The organism is Leucobacter chromiiresistens (genome assembly GCF_900102345.1).
GTDB classification, from domain to species: domain Bacteria; phylum Actinomycetota; class Actinomycetes; order Actinomycetales; family Microbacteriaceae; genus Leucobacter; species Leucobacter chromiiresistens.
Genome location: NZ_FNKB01000001.1, coordinates 294,279 through 310,322, shown reverse-complemented (window position 1 = coordinate 310,322; position 16,044 = coordinate 294,279). Strand labels below are relative to the sequence as shown.

Here is a 16,044-nt window from a genome sequence, read left to right as displayed (position 1 = left end):
ATGATGTCCTTGCGTGGTGTCGAATGCGATCGGCGCTGCGGTGCGCGACGCTTCGGCCGGTGATCGGCCGGTGGTGCGGGCGATACGGTGCGCGGCTCTCGCAGATCGGAGAGAAGCGGCGCTCGGTGCGGAGGGCACCCCGTGATCACGGCGACGGGACGTGTCGCCGGGTGGACGTACTGCTCAGAAGACGTTCACATGCACATTCGACAACGCATGACACTCTGCCCGGCCATCATCATGCCGGGGTTCCCAAAGTTCACCTCGAAGGCGGACTGGGGACGAATGGTCTCATGCATAACCGCAAGTTAAGCAAAGCATTGCTCCGGGTGTCAAGCGCCAGCCGGAGCAATCGCTCGATCGAGGCGCCGTCAGTCGCCGGCGGTGCCGTACAGGCGGTCGCCCGCATCACCGAGGCCGGGCACGATGTAGGCCTGCTCGTTCAGCCCGTCGTCGAGCGCGCCGAGCACCAGCGTCACCTCGCGATCGCCGGCGGCCTGCTCGATCGCCTCGACGCCCTCGGGGGTGCCGAGCACGCAGATCGCCGTGACATCGTCGGCTCCGCGGTCGAACAGGAACTTGATGGCAGCCGCCAGCGATCCGCCCGTCGCGAGCATCGGATCGAGCACGAAGCACTGGCGCCCCGCGAGCGACTCGGGCAACCGCTCGGCGTACGTCGTGGGCTGCAGCGTCTCCTCGTCGCGAGCCATGCCGAGGAACCCGACCTCGGCCGTGGGCACCAGCTTCACCATGCCCTCGAGCATGCCGAGCCCGGCGCGCAGAATCGGCACGATGAGCGGCAGCGGCTCGCTCAGCTTCACGCCCGTGGTCGGAGCGACCGGCGTCTCGATCGCGTGCGGCTCGACCCGCACCTCGCGCGTCGCCTCGTAGGCGAGCAGCGTCATGAGCTCCTCGATCAGAAGCCGGAACGTCGGCTGGGAGGTCTTCGTGTCGCGCAACACGGTGAGCTTGTGGGTGATGAGGGGATGATCCGCAACGAAGACTCGCATGCGCCTATTCTATTGGCGTGACCCCCATCCCCCCATCTCGCTCGGAGCTGGCGTCGATGGCCCTCGCCCTCGCCGCGGCGCGCGAGGCGGGCGACGCGGGCGAGATCCCGGTCGGCGCGCTCGTGCTCGACGCCGACGGGGCGGTGATCGGCGCGGGCCGCAACGTGCGCGAGGCGGTGCCGGATCCGACGGGCCATGCCGAGGTCATCGCGATCCGCGAGGCCGCCGCAGCCCGCGGAAGCCGGGTGCTCGACGGGTGCACCCTCGTGGTGACGCTGGAGCCGTGCGTCATGTGCGCCGGCGCCATTCTCGCGGCCCGCATTCCGCGCGTGGTGATCGGGGCGTGGGACGAGAAGGCGGGCGCCGCGGGCAGCGTCTACGATCTGCTGCGCGACGGGCGTCTGCCGCACGCCGTGCCGGAGGTGGTGGGCGGAGTGCGCGCCGACGAGTGCGCCGCCCTGCTCCGCGCCTTCTTCGAGCACCGCCGCTAGTGGTCGGCGCTGCGGGCGCCGCTCCGCCGCCGCGCCGCTCCGCCGCTCCGCCGCTCGGCTCCGCTCCGCCCCGCTCCTCCGCTCCGATTCTGCGAGCGGGGTCACTTTCGGAGGGTGTTGCGCCGCATCGGAGCCTCGACACCCTCCGAAAGTGACCCCGCTCGCACTGGTGGGCGCGGGCGCGCAGGCGCGCAGGCGCGCGGGCGCGCAGGCGCGCTCCGAGCCGCGCGCCTCCTCCGTGCGAGCGGGGTCACTTCTCGTGCGTGTCGGCCGCGCGACACCCACGGAAAGTGACCCCGCTCGCAGGATGAGCAGCGGGCGGCCGATCAGCCGCCCGGTCAGGCGCGCGGCGCGACCGTCACCGGCTCGGGGGCGAACGAGACCACGACGCGGTCGCCCGCGCGGAACAGCTCATCGGCGGCGTGCTGCGACGCCAGCTCGGCGCCGTCGTCGAACTGCACCACGGTGCGCCGGATCGGCCCGAGGAACCCGCTCGACAGCACCGTGCCGCTCAGCGGCGAGGCGAAGGTTCCCGGAGCCTCCGCCGCGAGCCGCACGTGCTCGGGCCGCACATACGCCGTCACGGGGGCGCCCGAGACGCCGGTGGTGCCCGCTGCGGCCGGCGCGATCAGCGGGAGCAGGGCGCCGCGCACGTTGACGCGATCCTGCTCGCGCGTGCCCGCGAGCCGGTTCGAGAGCCCCACGAAGTCGGCGACGAAGGGCGACGCAGGCCGTCGGTACAGGTCTTCGGGGGTGCCGAGCTGCGCGATCCCGCCGCCCTCCATCACCGCGACGCGGTCGGAGACGGCGAGCGCCTCCTCCTGGTCGTGCGTGACGAAGACGGTGGTGATGCCGAGCTCCGTCTGGATGGCGCGGATCTGCTCGCGCAGCCGCACCCGCACCTTCGCGTCGAGAGCGGAGAGGGGCTCGTCGAGCAGCAGCGCCCGGGGCCGCGTGACGAGCGCGCGGGCGAGCGCCACGCGCTGCTGCTGGCCGCCCGAGAGCTCGTGCGGGAACCGCTCGGCGAGGTGCGAGAGCCCGACGATCTCGAGCATCTCGCCGATGCGCGACGCCCGCTCGCCCTTCGGCACCCGACGCATGCCGAGCCCGAACTCGATGTTGCGGGCCACCGTCAGGTGCGGGAAGAGGGAGTACTGCTGGAACACCATGCCGATGTCGCGTCGGTTGACCGGCACATCGGTGACGTCGTCGTCGCCGATGCGCACCCGGCCCGAGGTAACGTCTTCGAGGCCCGCGATGCAGCGCAGCGCGGTGGTCTTGCCGCACCCCGACGGGCCGAGCAGGCACACGAGCTCGCCGGGTTCGAGCGCGAGGTCGATGCCGTGCAGCACCGTGGTCGCGCCGTACGCCTTGGTCACCGCTTCGAGGCGCACCGCCGCGCCGGCTCGGGTCTGGGTCGTGGTGGCGTTCATGATCGGGGCTCCTGAGGGGTCGAGGGGCGGGAACCGCGCCGTGCGCTGCGGCGCGGCGCGCCTTCGGTGCTGCTCACGAGCAGCAGCACGAGGAAGGCGCCGACCAGCGAGAGCAACGATACCGCGACGGCGACGAAGGGGTCTGACTTGGAGATCTGCAGCAGTGCCGTCTGCAGCGTCATCCGGTTGAGCAGCGACGAGACGGTGAACTCGCCCAGCACGATCGCGATGGTGAGGAGCGACGCGGCGAGGATGCCGCGGCGCACGCCGGGGGCGATGACGCGCAGCAGCACGGCACCCCACCCGGCGCCGAGCGAGCGAGCGGCCTCGGCGCGGGTGCGCGCGTCGATGCCCTGCAGGTCGGCGGCGATCGCGCGGTACGCGAAGGGCAGCACCAGCACGCCGTACGCGAGCGAGAGCGTCCAGGCGCCCGAGCCGACCATCGCGCCGAGCGCGCGGTAGATCGGCGCGAAGCCGACGACGAGCACGATGGCGGGGATCGCGATGGGCAGCACGGTGAGCAGGTCGAGGGCGCGCTCCAGTCGTGGGAAGCGCAGGTGCACGAGCACGATGGTCGGGGCGAACACGCCGAGCACGATGACGAGGGTGAGTGCGGCGAGCACGAACGAGTTGCCGAGCCCCTGGAAGAGGGGCCGGTAGGCGCGCGCGTTCTCGGGGTCGAGCAGCCCCGCCCAGTGGTCGAGGCCGTACCCGCCCGAGGTCTGCCGGAGGGTGAACTCGAGCATTGCGGCGAGCGGGATCAGGAAGACGAGGCCGATGAGCGAGATCACGGCGTACGCGACGCCCCGCGACGGTCGGCCGGGCACGCGCGCGCTCATCGCTGCCACCGCCCGGCCCGGGCCATGAGCCTGCTGTAGGCGAGCATCACGACGGTCATGACGAGGATCATGCCGAGGGCGAGCACGCCGGCGGTGGCGGAGTTCGACCCACCGGTCTCGCCGATCAGGGCGGCGCGGATCTGCAGCGGCACGATCTGGGAGCCCTGGCTGATGAGCGCTGCGGCGGTCGCGTACGACGAGAAGGCGTTGGCGAAGAGCAGCAGCAGCGAGCCGACGAAGGCGGGTGCGAGCACGGGGAGCCCGACGCGCCGCCAGTAGGCGACGCTGCCGCCCCCGAGCGTCGCGACGGCCTCCGCCCAGCCGGGCTTCAGTGCGACGACCGCGGGCAGGAAGGTGATGACCATGAGGGGCACCTGGAAGTAGACGTACGGGAGGATCAGCCCGGGCAGCTCGTACAGCCACACGCCCTCGGCGTAGATGTCGACGCCGAGCCGCTCGCGCAGGCCGACGGTCACGAGGCCCTGGATGCCGATCGTCGCGACGAAGGCGAACGCGAGCATCACGCCGCCGAACTGTGCGAGCACCGAGCTCGCGGCGTCGATGACGCGGCGCAGCGGCCCCCGCTCGGGGAGCGCGGCGAGCGCCCAGCAGAGGATCGCGCCGATCACGGCGCCGATGACGGCGGTGATGCCGCTCAGCCACACGCTCGCGCCGAAGGCCCCGAGCGTCGCCGGGGCGGCGAGCACCTGCAGGTTCGCGAGGGTGAAGCCGTCGGCGTCGGTGAAGCCGCTGCCCACGGCGAGGGCGGTGGGCACGGCGAGGAAGAGCAGGATGTACGCGGTGAACGGGACGAGCCCGATCACCGATGCGAGGCGTTTCACGTAAGCTCCGGAAGTGTCGGCAGAGCGGGATCGGGAAGGCGGGTGCGGGCGCGGTCCGGCGCGGGCCGGAGCGGGTGCAGGCGGGTGCGGGTGCAGGCGGGTGCGGACGCACGCGTGCGGTGGGGGCGGCTCGCGCCCCCACCGCACGGATCCTGCGCTACTTGATCGCGTCGGCCCAGCGCTCGGCGAGGAGGGCGTTGGCGGCCGCCGTGTCGTCCTCGGTCGGGGTGATCCAGTCCTCACTGCTCGTGCCGAAGGTGGCGGTGTCGAGCAGGGAGGCGTCGACCGAGCCGGCCTCCTGCAGCGCGTCGGCCCGCACGGGCACGGCGTTCGCCTCGAGGAACAGCGTCTGCACCTCGTCGGAGAAGATCCACTCCTGCCACAGGCGGGCGGCGGCCGGGTTCGGCGCGTCCTTGTTGATGGCCTCGTTGTAGAACGAGACATAGGCGGGGCCCTCGAGCACCGTCGTCTCCCAGCCGGGCTTGTCGGCGGCGGCCGCGATGTTGTTGAACGACCAGTCGAAGACGAGGGGGGTCTCGCCCGACGCGATCGTCGCCGGCGTCGGGTCGACGGTCAGCAGGTTGCCCGCATCGCGCAGCTCGGCGACGAAGTCGACGCCGGGCCCGAAGTCGTCGACGCCGCCGCCGTTCAGCGACGAGATCGAGCCGACCGCGGCGAAGGCGGCGCCGGCCTGGGTCGGGTCGCCGTTGAGCACGACGGAGCCCGTGTAGTCGTCGCCCAGCAGGTCGTCGATCGCCTGCGGCTCGGGCAGCTTCTCGGAGTCGTAGCCGATCGACATGATGCCCGAGTAGTTGTTCACCCAGAGGCCGGTGGCCTCCTTGTTCGCGTCGGGGATGTCGTCCCAGGTCTCGACCTGGTAGGGCGCGAACTTGTCGACGTTCTCGAGCGCCACGGCACTGCCGAGGTCGAAGACGTCGGGCGCCGTGTCCTGCCCCTGCAGGTTCTCGGCGGCCTGGATCTCCTCGGCGCTCGACGCGTCGGGCGATGCGGAGTTGACGGTGATGCCGTACTTGTCTTCGAAGCCGGTGATGATCTCGCCGTAGTTGGCCCAGGTCTCGGGGAGCGCGATGACGTTGAGCTCGCCCTCCTCCTGAGCGGCGGCGACGAGCGCGTCCATGCCGCCGAAGTCTGCGGCGCTCGTGGCGGTGGCGGCGTCGGTCTCCGAGCCGCCCTCGGCGTTGCTCGCCGTGGAGCAGGCTGCGAGCGAGCCGCCCATGAGCAGGGCGGTGATCACAGCGGCGGAGCGCAGAATGGCGCGAGAGGTCACGGGTGTTCCTTCCAACGTATGGGGTTCGGATCGCCGGGAGGCGCGTGCGGACTCGCCCCGTGAACGGGCGGCCGATCCGAGACCCCACGCTAGAAGTGCGCGGTGACCGGGAAGGAGCGGTGCGGTGGCTGCACGGTGAACGGTGCGTGCACCGCGCACGGCGTGAGCGTCGGCGGCGTCAGTCGCTCGACAGCATCACGATCGAGCTGGTCGACGGCGTGTCCGCGTTCGGGTCGAGGTACACGTCGGGCTCGATGTAGATGACGCGCGCTGCGGGCACGGCCTCGCGAACGCGCCGTTCGGCGAGGTTGATGATGACGGAGACCTCGTTCATGGTCTTGGTCGGGGCGATGTCGATCTTCGCGCCGACCATGAACTCGTCGGGGCCGAGGTACAGGGTCTTCATGTGGATGATGCGATTGACGTCCTGCGACTTGAGCAGGGCGGTCTCGATCTTGGCGACGTCGTCGTCGTTCGCGCCCTCGCCGACGAGCAGGCTCTTCACCTCGACGCCGAGCACGATGGCGACGGCGACGAGCAGCGCGCCGATGGCGACGGTCGCGATGCCGTCGAACAGCCCGTTGCCGGTGAGCACGGTGAGGCCGACCCCGATGAACGCGAAGACGAGGCCGAGCAGCGCCGCCATGTCTTCGAGCAGCACGACGGGCAGCTCGGGCGCCTTCGAGCGGCGGATGAACTGGAACCAGCTCGACGTGCCCTTGTGGGGGCGGCTCTCGCGGATGGCCGTGCGCAGCGAGAAGCTCTCGAGCACGATCGCGATGGTGAGCACGAGCAGCGGCAGCCACCACACCTCGAGGGCGTGCGGGTGCTGGATCTTGGAGATGCCCTCGTACACCGAGAACACGCCACCGATGGAGAAGAGCACGATGGCGACGACGAACGCGTAGACGTAGCGCACGCGGCCGTACCCGAACGGGTGCTCCTTGTCGGCCTTCTGCTGCGCGCGCTTGCCGCCGATGAGCAGCAGCACCTGGTTGCCCGAGTCGGCGAGCGAGTGCACCCCCTCGGCGAGCATCGAGGAGGAGCCCGAGAAGGCCCAGGCGATGAACTTCGTCACCGCGATCCCCAGATTGGCGAGTAGTGCCGCGATGATCGCCTTGCTGCCGCCTGTCGCGCTCATTCCAGATGCCTCCCGTGTTGGACCCCGTGTGCCCGAATTGCTGGCCCAAGTCTATGACGCGCGTCGGATCGGAACGGCACGGAAGCGAACAAGGTCGGGGCCCGCATTCTGTCGGCGGCCCTCCATACACTGGGGGAATGGACGAAACGACTGCTGACGGCACCCGCGCGCCGGGCCGCACCCCCGACCATTCCCGACTGCCCCGCACCGCGATGATCGGGGTCGGCTCGATGGGCGGTGCGATCCTGGCCGGTCTGCGCGCGCCCGAGGTCGACATCGAGCGCCCCATCGCCGTGACCACCCGGTCGGAGGCGAGCGCGGAGGCGTTCGCCGGTGCGGGCGACGTGACGGCGCTGTCGTCGGAGCGGGATCCGGAGGCCAACCGTCGGGCGGTGCGCGGCGCCGCACTGGTCGTGCTCGGCGTGAAGCCGTGGATGGTGCGCGACGTGGTGCGCGAGATCGCGGGCGACCTCGCGCCGGGCGCCGTCGTGGTGAGCGTCGCCGCGGGCGTGACGAGCGCGGCGATCGAGGCTGAGCTGCCCGACGGCGTGGCGGTGGTGCGCGCGATGCCGAACACGCCGTCGACCATCGGCCTCGGCGCGACGGGCATCGCCGGCGGGGCGTCTGCGAGCGAGGAGCAGGTCGCCCTGGCGCAGCGCATGTTCGCGACCGTGGGCGAGGCGCTGATCGTGCGCGAGGATCAGATCAACGCGGTGGCCGCGGTCTCGGGGTCGGGCCCCGCCTACCTCTTTCTGTACGCGGAGGAGATGACGGCGGCGGCGGAGCGCGCCGGGTTCGATGAGGATCAGGCCCGCACCCTCGTCAAGCAGACCATCGTCGGGGCGGCGCAGCTCTGGGCGCACAGCGACGAGACCCCGGAGACGCTGCGGCGCAAGGTGACGAGCCCGAAGGGCACCACCGAGCAGGCGGTGCTGGAGCTGCAGCGCGGCGGCTGGGCGGAGTTGTTCGACCGCGCGCTCGCGGCGAACGTGCGCCGGTCGGAGGAGATCGAGCGGGGGGAGTGAGCGGCGGTTCCGGGAGCGGCCGTTCCGGAGACGGTGGTCCGGGGAGCGGCCACGCCGCGTCACGATGGGTCGTGGCGGTGGGTGAGGAAGCAGCGAATCGCCTGCTGGGGGTCGGCGAGCGCGCTGCGGTGCTGGGGGCGGTGCAGGAAGAACTGCAGGATCGCGGCGACCGTCACCGGGTCTGAGCCGAGCTCCAGAGCTCTGACGCTGCTCCGCCGGCCGCTGCTCTCGACGATGACGAGGTGCGGTTTGCCCGCCTCGACTGCCTCGATGGCTGCGATCTCCTCCCATGATGGAGTCCGCTCGAAGGACGAACTCGCGAATGTCAGTCCTCGCTCCTCGAGGTGCACGCCCGGGGGAAGGCGCAGGTGCCGTGCGAGCTGAGCCAGTCCGTACGCACTGAGGGGAATGACCGCCAGGACTCCCCAGGCGAGCCGCGGGAGATCGAGCACGCTTCTCCCCGCGACGACGAAGAACTCCCAGGTGTACACGGCGTTGGCGATGCCCAAGAGGAGACCGTTGAGGAGCAGGAGGGCCGCGATGCAGCGGTGCATCCGCTGCGGATAGCCGATCCACAGGCCGGTCGCGCGCGTGAAGTAGCGAATGCGGTGCGGCCGCGCGGCCACCCGGTGCGTCGCCCAGGTCAAGGCGAGCACAATCGCTGCATTCACGACGAAGTACGGAGCCACCGCGAAATGCCAGCCTTCGGGATCGCTGAAGAGCCATGCCGCGGCCCAGAGACCGGTTGCGATCACGAATGCTGCGGAGAAGAAGCGCAGAGCTCCGAAGACTCCGCCGCCGGCTATGGTCGGAGCATCGGTGCCGACAGCGGGGAACTGCAGGAGGCGCGATGCGCCACGGCAGGTGCGCGCGCTCATCGGATCAGCGGAGGGCGTAGGTTCGGGTCGTACCTCGCCCGCAGTCGGTACTCGTCGTGCAGGCCGGCGTCGACGGCCTCTCTCGTGCGCAGGGGGATCCAGGCTCCCCACGCCGCTTTCGAGGCCGCGCTTCCACCCGAAGATCCGATAGCGGCAACGAGTGGAACGATGAGTGGGCCCACGTACGGAACGGCTACAGCGAGCCCCCCGATCGCCGCTCCGACTGCTCCGCCGACGGCCCCGCCCACGACACCAGCACCGACTTCGCCCGGCGAGGCGCCGCCCGCGAGCTCTACTGCGGCGCCGATGACGCCCGTTGCGGCGCCGCCGCCGCGCAGCAGCAGCTTGCCCGGTTCGAGCCGGGCGATCTGCTTTTCGACCTCTTCGAGCGCGGTGCGGTTGCCCGCCTTGTCGAACTCGTCGACTCGTGCTTGGCGGCGCGGGTCGTTCGAGCGCGTGTCCTTGCGGTGCTCGTCGGAGGCTTCCTCGAACGACCGCTGGCGCTCGATGAACTCATCGAGTCGGGAGCCGACCCGCCGCTCCGCGTCAGCCAAGAGCGTTTCCAGAAGATCGAACCCGTTGAGGTCGAAGTGCTGCAGAATTCGATCGAGGCCGGTGATGCCCTGCAGCTTGCCGATGAGCGGAACGATGTTGTCGGTGATCCACGCAGTCGTGTCGTCGAACCAGAGCGCGACGAGCCGGCGAATCTCGAGGAACATCTCGATCCGATCGGCGTATGCTTTCGCCGAGGCCGGGTCCGGCGTCAGGCACTCGCCGGTGGGCGCGAACTCCACCGGTGACTCGGGCGGTGCCATGAAACGGTCCGCGATCACGGGAATGCCGGCGGCTGCGGCGTAATCCGCGTGGTCCGCGAACGTCGACCTGCCCCGAGAGATGCGCTCCGCGAACGCCGTGAACACGTCTGCGGCTTCGCGAGCGTAGGCTGCAATGGGCTCGCAGGCGAGCTGCAGCTTCGTCGCCGCCGCCTGAAAACTCAGCACCGCGTCGCCCTGCCACGAGTACTGGATGTCGCTTCCCAACCTCGCAAGCCCATCGGCCAGTTCGTCGACCCCTGCCGCTGCTGAGGTCATCCAGTCGACGACGTCCCAGATGGAGCGCCTGTCCCCGGGAATGTGAAGATCGATCGCCGGCATCATGAGAGCGAGAGGCCTTCCATCTGCGTGAAGACCTCCGCGGCGTCCTCGTCGCCGGCGAGCAGGTCGTCGACGGCTGCGATGCCGAGATCGAGGAGGCCCGTGAGTGCGATCTGGGCCTTCTCGGCGAGTTCGTGGATCGCCACGACGATGACGCCGAGGTCGGCGGACGCCTCGCCCGCATCCGCAGCGGCTGGTACCGCGGAGAGCGCTGCGCTGAGATTCTCACTCCGATGCTCCATCTTCGCGAAGAGCGATACCACCGCGTCTCCGTCGATCGACAGGCTCGTCATGACAGGCGCCCTCCCCCGAGCAGCTCGATCGGGATGTCGGGGTCGAACGCGACGAGGTCGAACGGCTGCTCGGCCTGCAGCGCATCGAGTGCGACGACCTCGACGACGGCCCAGGCCTGCGACGGGCCGCAGGAGCCGACGAGCCGATCGAGCGCCGTGAACGCGAGGAGGGCGACGCGCTCGTCGGTGGTGCGCAACCGCTCGGCGATCCGCGAGCCATCGGGCAGCAGTCGCACGGGGAGGTACAGCAGCGGCGGGACGATGCGCTGCGGATCTCGCCCTCGTGCGTTCGCGGCGGCTGCGCGCCCGGCTCTCGCTCGGGCGCCGCGCAGGCCGCTGGTGTCGTGCAGGGGGTCGTTGAGCATTGCGCACTCCGGTGGTTCAGTAGGAAAACCACCCCCCCGCGGGAGAACCTACCCGGTTCGGCGCCCGAGTGCCAACACGCCCGGCGCAGCGGTGCGCGCGGCGCCGGCAGCCCTAGCCGATGGCGGCGAAGCGCTCCACGTCTGCGGCGGTGCCGCTCACGATGATGAGGTCGTGCCGCGAGACGACCGTCTCCTGCGTCGCGTGCGTGAAGGGCTGCCCCGGCGTCTTCACGCCGACGACGGTGACCCGGTACCGGGTGCGCACCCCGCTCTCGCTGAGCGAGCGGCCCCGGATGGAGCGCGGCGGGTACATCTTCGCGATCACGTAGTTGTCGTCGAATTGGATGAAGTCGAGCATGCTGCCGCTCAGCAGGTGCGCGACGCGCTCGCCCGCCTCGCGCTCGGGGTAGATGACGTGGTGCACGCCGATGCGCTCGAGAATCTTGCCGTGCGAGATGGAGATGGCCTTCGCCCAGATCTGCGGCACCCCGAGGTCGACGAGGTTCGCGGCGATCAGCACGCTCGACTCGATCGACGCTCCGGTGGCGACGACGGCGATCTGGAACTCGTCGGCGCCGATCTGCTTGAGCGCCTCCATGGAGCGCGCGTCGGCCTGCACCGCATGGGTGACGCGGTCGGCCCACTTCTGCACCAGGCCCGAATCGGTGTCGACGACCAGCACCTCGCGATCCTGACGGTCGAGCTGGCCCGCCGTTGCGGCGCCGAAGCGCCCGAGGCCGATGACGATCACGGGGGCGTCACTGCGAATATCAACCAACGATCGGCCTTTCTTCAGGGAGGCGGAACATGCGCGACCGGCTCGTCGCTGCGACCGCCGCCGCCAGCGTAACGGTTCCGACGCGGCCCGCCCACATGGTGGCGGCGAGAATGTACTTGCCGGGGTCGTCGAGCTCGCCCGACAGCCCGGTCGAGAGGCCGCAGGTGCCGAAGGCCGAGATCACCTCGAACAGCACGATGTCGAGCGGCTCGCCGGTGAGATGCATGATGGCGACCGAGGCGGCGAGCACGATCGTCGCGCCCCAGATGAGCACGGAGACGGCGACGCGCAGCACCTCGTTGGGGATGCGGCGGTCGAACGCCTGCATGTCCTTGTAGCCGCGCGCCTCGGCGTACGCCGCGAGGAACAGCACGGCGATGGTCGTCACCTTGATGCCGCCCGCCGTCGACGCGGAGCCGCCCCCGACGAACATGAGCATGTCGACCACGAGCAGCGTCGACCCGTTCATGTCGTTGGGATCCATGACGCCGAGCCCGCCCGAGCGGGTCATCACCGACATGTACACCGAGCTGAAGAGCGTGTCTCCCAGATTCTGCGAGCCGAGGGTGCGCGTGTTGTTGAACTCGAGCGCCGCGATCGCGATCCACCCGAAGACGACGAAGAGGAGCGTCGTCGTCAGCGTGAGCTTCGCGTGCAGCCCGAGCCGCTTGTGCGCGCGCCACCCGCCGCCGATCACGTACCGGTAGAGCGCGAAGATCACTGGGAAGCCGATGCTGCCGAGGAAGACGCCCACGGCGAGCACGCTGAGCAGGTAGGTGTCGGTCGCGAATGGCTCCAGCCCGCCGGGCAGGGGCACGAACCCGGTGTTCGTGAACGCCGACGCGGCGAGGTAGAACCCGTTCCAGAGGGCGTGCCAGAAGTCGTAGCCCTCGGCGATGAGGCGGGGCGTGATGAACACGGTGAGCGCGAGCTCGATCACGACGAGGCTCGTCGCGACCGCCGCGAGCAGCCCGCCGATCTCGCCCAGCCCCACGGCCTGGCTCTCGGACACGTCGCGGCCCATCCGCATCGGGTTCGTGTCGCCGGCGGCGAGCAGTCGCGAGCGCAGGCCGAGCCGTCGGGTGACCGTGAGGCCCAGAATGCTGGCGAGGGTGAGCACGCCGATGCCGCCGATCTGCAGGCCGGCGAGGATCAGCAGGTCTCCGAAGAGCGACCAGTGCGTCGCCATGTCGACCGTCGAGAGTCCCGTCACGCAGATCGCCGAGACCGCGGTGAACAGCGCGTCGGCGAGCGGGGTCACCTCGCGCGCGCGGCTCGCGATCGGCAGCGAGAGCAGCGCCGTCCACACCAGGATCAATGCGGTGAAGACCAGCAGCGCCACACGTGCGGGCGACGAGTGGATCATGCTGCCGATCCATGACTTCAGCGAGAGCAATCCGGTGAACCGGACGCTCGCAGCGCGTGTCCTCACGACTCCTGCTTTCGGGCGATGGCGAGAACCGAGGAGCGTACCGGCCTCGATTCGATGCTGTCATGCTACACACGCGCGGCGGCCCGCGCGTACGAGGGCGCTCCGCGGCGCCGGGATCGAGCGCGGAACGGGACCGCTGCGGCTACTCTGGTGGCTATGCCAGATATCTTCGGAGTCATCGCCGACGCCACGCGTCGCGACATTCTGCAGGCGCTGCTCGAGAAGCACGTGCAGAGCGCTGAGATGAGCGTGTCGGAGATCGTGAGCCGGCTCGGCATCAGCCAGCCCACGGTGTCGAAGCATCTGAAGGTGCTGCGCGAGGCCGAGCTCGTGGTCGTGCGCGAGAAGGGGCAGCACCGCTACTACTCGCTCGATCCCGAGCCGCTCGAGATGATCGAGGATTTCGTGATCCCCTTCCTCTCGGCAGGTTTCGAGACGGAGGTCACGGTCGAGTACCTGTCGGAGAGCGGCGAGCGCGTGCCCGGGCCGGGCATGGACGACGAGTTCGACGAGGTGCTGCCCGAGGAGGCGACCGCCGCCGCCGAGCGGATCGGCCGCGCCGCCGCTCGCGCGGAGCACCGGGTGAAGGAGCTCGTCGCCCGCTTCAAACTGCGCGGCTGACGGGCTGCGCGCACCGGCTCGCACCGCTCGGTTCGCATCTGCGACCGACGCCAGCTAAGATGTATGTTTTATGGGCCCCGACTCCCAGCGGCCCGAGAGACGTTGTGAGGTTAATGTGGGTTCAGTAATCAAGAAGCGTCGCAAGCGCATGTCGAAGAAGAAGCACCGCAAACTGCTTCGGAAGACGCGTCACCAGCGCCGCAACAAGAAGTAATCGGAGCCGTCGCGAGACGGATCGCCGAGGAAAGGCGCCGACCCCGCGGGGTCGGCGCCTTTCGCATGCCCGGAAGACGGGGCCGGCGCGGTGAACGTAGAATCGGAGCATCATGTCTCCCGTTCGCCTGACCCTGATCGGCAAGCCCGGCTGCCACCTCTGCGACGACGCACGCCTGGCGGTCGACGAAGCGCGGCGGCGGCTCGACGCTGCGGGCATCGCGGTCGCGGTCGAGGAGCTCGACATCACACGCGATGCGGCGCTCGCCGAGGCGCACGCCGAGCACATCCCCGTGGTGCAGATCGACGGCCGGCGGCACGCGATCTGGCGCGTCGATCCGGATCGCCTCGTCGCGGCCGCGACGAAGGCCGCCCGCAACCCGCTGCGCGCCCTGCGCCGCCGATAGACCGCCCGCCCCACCCCGACACCGTCAAGGAGCCCCCATGGCACTGCGCCACATCGTCAGCTGGAAGTTCGCCGGAGAGACCCGCGAGGAGCGCGACGCGCACGCGGCACGAGCGATCGCCGCGCTCGAACCGCTGCAGTCGCTCGTGCCGTCGGTGCGGGCGCTCTCCGTGCACCGCAACGAGCTCTTCGACGGGGCGAACTACGACCTGACGCTGATCGCCGATTTCGACGACGAAGCGGGTCTCGCCGAGTACGCCGCCCACCCCGACCACCTGCCCGTGATCGACCTCATGAAGAGCATCACCACGGCGCGAGCGGCGAGCGACTTCACCGTCTGACGGGCGGGCGCGGCGGCCGCGGCGTCGCACGCCACGCCCGCCACGCCCGGGGGAGATTCCGCCGAGACCCTGCGGCGGAGCCGAATCCCTATCCGGCGTACGCGATTTCGGCAGGGGCTCGGCCGGCGGGCGGGGGCTCGGCGCCGGCGCCCGCCGCGTACGAGTTGCCCGCGTACGCGACGTACCCGCGCTGGATGTCGATCTGGTCGGCCACGTACTTCGCATCGTGCCAGACGCCCCAGATGAAGCTCGACCCGCGGCGGGACTGCCACGGGATGCCCAGGAAGTAGACGCCCGGCTCGACCGAGACGCCGCGCTGCTGCAGCGGCCGCCCGCGCTCGTCGAACGCCTCGACCTCGAGCCACGAGTAGTCGACGGTGAACCCCGTCGCCCACACGATCGACGTGATGCCGCGCTCGGCGAGGTCGAGTTCGAGCAGCGGGTGCGACACGCACTCGGGCGTGGGGCCGAACTCGCGGGCGGCGGGCTCCTCGGGCAGGTCCAGCCCGTTCCGCTCGATGTACGCGTCGGCCTCGTCGAGCAGCGAGAGGTAGTTCTCATCGCCGCGCGCGATGTTCGCGGCGAGGTCGGCGCCGAAGCGCAGCACCCCGTTCGCGTACGCGTTCGCGCGACCCACGAGCGTGATGCCGGATGCGGCGAGCTCGCGGAAGTCGATGGTGCGGCCGCCGTTCGCGCCGCTCACCGCGATGGTCACGTGCTCCGCGCCCTGCGGGGGAGCGGCCGCCTCCCACTTGCCGAGCACCCCCAGCCACCAGACGAAGTTGCGGCCGCGGTAGCGCTGCGGCGGCCGGTCGTGCGGGCCCACGGCGAGCACGACGTCTCGGCCGGATCGCCGCAGCTCGTCGGCGATCTGCACGCCGGAGGAGCCGGCGCCCACGACGAGCACGCCGCCCTCGGGCAGCTGCTCGGGGTTGCGGTAGGCGCTCGAGTGGAGCTGGTGCACGCCCGCGTCGGCGGGCACCAGCGGCGGGATGGAGGGGTTCTGGAAGGCGCCGGTCGCGGCCACGACGTAGCGTGCGCGGATGGCCCCCGAGGTGGTCTCAGCGAGGAAGCCAGGTTCGCCGGCGACCTTGCGCACGCGGGTGACCTCGACGCCGGTGCGGATCGGCAGCGCGAAGCGGCGGGCGTACTCCTCGAAGTAGGCGGCGACGCGATCCTTCGGTGCGAACGCGTCGGGGTCGACGTCGTCGAACTCCATGCCGGGGAAGCGGTCGTGCCAGGCGGGGCCGTTCGCGACGAGCGAGTCCCACCGCTCCGACCGCCAGCGCTCGGCGATGCGGCGGCGCTCGAGCACGATGTGCGCGATGCCGCGCTGCGACAGGTGTTCACTCATGGCTACGCCGGCCTGGCCGGCTCCGACGACGAGGACCTCCGTGTCCTCGATCTGCTGGCTCGTCATACGTCACTTCTCCACTCGCGTCGCTTCGCTGCTGACGCGCCCCGGGCGATGCCTCGGTGCGCTCCGGGCGTTGG

19 protein-coding genes are annotated in these 16,044 nt (G+C 70.6%); 6 read left to right on the top strand and 13 right to left on the bottom strand.

Annotated features, from left to right (window positions below):
• Positions 1-371 precede the first annotated feature (371 nt).
• Entirely contained in the window at positions 372-1,010 is a 639-nt protein-coding gene (upp, locus tag BLT44_RS01445) for a uracil phosphoribosyltransferase (RefSeq protein ID WP_010155946.1), read from the bottom strand.
• Positions 1,011-1,066: 56 nt separating this feature from the next.
• Between upp and BLT44_RS01440 the strand changes: the two genes are divergently transcribed.
• Complete coding sequence (locus tag BLT44_RS01440) at positions 1,067-1,501, top strand: nucleoside deaminase (RefSeq protein ID WP_010155947.1); 435 nt, start codon at positions 1,067-1,069, stop codon at positions 1,499-1,501.
• Between the two features lie 338 nt (positions 1,502-1,839).
• Here BLT44_RS01440 and BLT44_RS01435 read toward each other — a convergent pair whose 3' ends face one another.
• The 5 genes from BLT44_RS01435 to BLT44_RS01415 form a co-directional block, all read right to left on the bottom strand.
• On the bottom strand, positions 1,840-2,934 hold the full coding sequence (locus BLT44_RS01435; protein ID WP_010155948.1) for an ABC transporter ATP-binding protein: 1,095 nt from the start codon (positions 2,932-2,934) through the stop codon (positions 1,840-1,842).
• On the bottom strand, positions 2,931-3,773 hold the full coding sequence (locus BLT44_RS01430) for an ABC transporter permease (RefSeq protein ID WP_040504949.1): 843 nt from the start codon (positions 3,771-3,773) through the stop codon (positions 2,931-2,933). The genes BLT44_RS01435 and BLT44_RS01430 overlap by 4 nt, the downstream gene beginning before the upstream one ends.
• Positions 3,770-4,615, bottom strand: a complete 846-nt coding sequence (locus BLT44_RS01425) for an ABC transporter permease (RefSeq protein ID WP_010155950.1) — start codon at positions 4,613-4,615, stop codon at positions 3,770-3,772. Before BLT44_RS01425 ends, BLT44_RS01430 begins: the two co-directional genes overlap by 4 nt.
• Before the next feature lie 157 nt (positions 4,616-4,772).
• Positions 4,773-5,903, bottom strand: a complete 1,131-nt coding sequence (locus BLT44_RS01420; RefSeq protein ID WP_010155951.1) for an ABC transporter substrate-binding protein — start codon at positions 5,901-5,903, stop codon at positions 4,773-4,775.
• 178 nt (positions 5,904-6,081) lie between these two features.
• Entirely contained in the window at positions 6,082-7,044 is a 963-nt protein-coding gene (locus BLT44_RS01415; protein ID WP_010155952.1) for a cation diffusion facilitator family transporter, read from the bottom strand.
• Between the two features lie 137 nt (positions 7,045-7,181).
• Between BLT44_RS01415 and proC the strand changes: the two genes are divergently transcribed.
• The gene (gene proC, locus BLT44_RS01410; protein WP_010155953.1) at positions 7,182-8,069 is read left to right on the top strand and encodes a pyrroline-5-carboxylate reductase; all 888 of its coding nucleotides are present in this window, start codon (positions 7,182-7,184) and stop codon (positions 8,067-8,069) included.
• 59 nt (positions 8,070-8,128) lie between these two features.
• On the opposite strand, the gene BLT44_RS01405 is transcribed toward proC, so the two are convergent.
• The 6 genes from BLT44_RS01405 to BLT44_RS01380 all read right to left on the bottom strand — a co-directional run bounded on the left by BLT44_RS01405 (position 8,129) and on the right by BLT44_RS01380 (position 12,903).
• A complete protein-coding gene (locus BLT44_RS01405) occupies positions 8,129-8,947 on the bottom strand; it encodes a hypothetical protein (protein ID WP_010155954.1) in 819 nt (272 codons plus the stop codon).
• Positions 8,944-10,104 carry a hypothetical protein gene (locus BLT44_RS01400; RefSeq protein ID WP_029608176.1) on the bottom strand — a complete coding sequence of 387 codons (1,161 nt, stop codon included), beginning with the start codon at positions 10,102-10,104 and terminating at the stop codon, positions 8,944-8,946. Before BLT44_RS01400 ends, BLT44_RS01405 begins: the two co-directional genes overlap by 4 nt.
• Positions 10,101-10,394 (bottom strand): hypothetical protein, encoded by a 294-nt coding sequence (locus BLT44_RS01395; protein ID WP_010155957.1) that lies wholly within the window; start codon positions 10,392-10,394, stop codon positions 10,101-10,103. Before BLT44_RS01395 ends, BLT44_RS01400 begins: the two co-directional genes overlap by 4 nt.
• Entirely contained in the window at positions 10,391-10,759 is a 369-nt protein-coding gene (locus BLT44_RS01390; protein WP_010155958.1) for an SAV_915 family protein, read from the bottom strand. The genes BLT44_RS01395 and BLT44_RS01390 overlap by 4 nt, the downstream gene beginning before the upstream one ends.
• A gap of 112 nt (positions 10,760-10,871) precedes the next feature.
• Complete coding sequence (locus BLT44_RS01385; protein ID WP_029608177.1) at positions 10,872-11,537, bottom strand: potassium channel family protein; 666 nt, start codon at positions 11,535-11,537, stop codon at positions 10,872-10,874.
• On the bottom strand, positions 11,530-12,903 hold the full coding sequence (locus BLT44_RS01380) for a TrkH family potassium uptake protein (protein ID WP_010155960.1): 1,374 nt from the start codon (positions 12,901-12,903) through the stop codon (positions 11,530-11,532). The genes BLT44_RS01385 and BLT44_RS01380 overlap by 8 nt, the downstream gene beginning before the upstream one ends.
• Positions 12,904-13,125: 222 nt before the next feature.
• Here BLT44_RS01380 and BLT44_RS01375 point away from each other — a divergent pair, with 222 nt between their 5' ends.
• From BLT44_RS01375 to BLT44_RS01360, 4 genes are all read left to right on the top strand, one after another.
• The gene (locus BLT44_RS01375; RefSeq protein ID WP_010155961.1) at positions 13,126-13,590 is read left to right on the top strand and encodes an ArsR/SmtB family transcription factor; all 465 of its coding nucleotides are present in this window, start codon (positions 13,126-13,128) and stop codon (positions 13,588-13,590) included.
• Positions 13,591-13,705: 115 nt separating this feature from the next.
• Positions 13,706-13,804: a 30S ribosomal protein bS22 gene (locus BLT44_RS01370; RefSeq protein ID WP_005504750.1), complete on the top strand. Its 99-nt coding sequence runs from the start codon at positions 13,706-13,708 to the stop codon at positions 13,802-13,804.
• Positions 13,805-13,916: 112 nt separating this feature from the next.
• Positions 13,917-14,210, top strand: a complete 294-nt coding sequence (locus BLT44_RS01365; RefSeq protein WP_010155962.1) for a glutaredoxin family protein — start codon at positions 13,917-13,919, stop codon at positions 14,208-14,210.
• A 37-nt stretch (positions 14,211-14,247) separates the two neighbouring features.
• Complete coding sequence (locus tag BLT44_RS01360; protein ID WP_010155963.1) at positions 14,248-14,550, top strand: Dabb family protein; 303 nt, start codon at positions 14,248-14,250, stop codon at positions 14,548-14,550.
• 88 nt (positions 14,551-14,638) lie between these two features.
• Here BLT44_RS01360 and BLT44_RS01355 read toward each other — a convergent pair whose 3' ends face one another.
• The gene (locus BLT44_RS01355; protein ID WP_010155964.1) at positions 14,639-15,970 is read right to left on the bottom strand and encodes a flavin-containing monooxygenase; all 1,332 of its coding nucleotides are present in this window, start codon (positions 15,968-15,970) and stop codon (positions 14,639-14,641) included.
• Between the last annotated feature and the right edge of the window lie 74 nt (positions 15,971-16,044).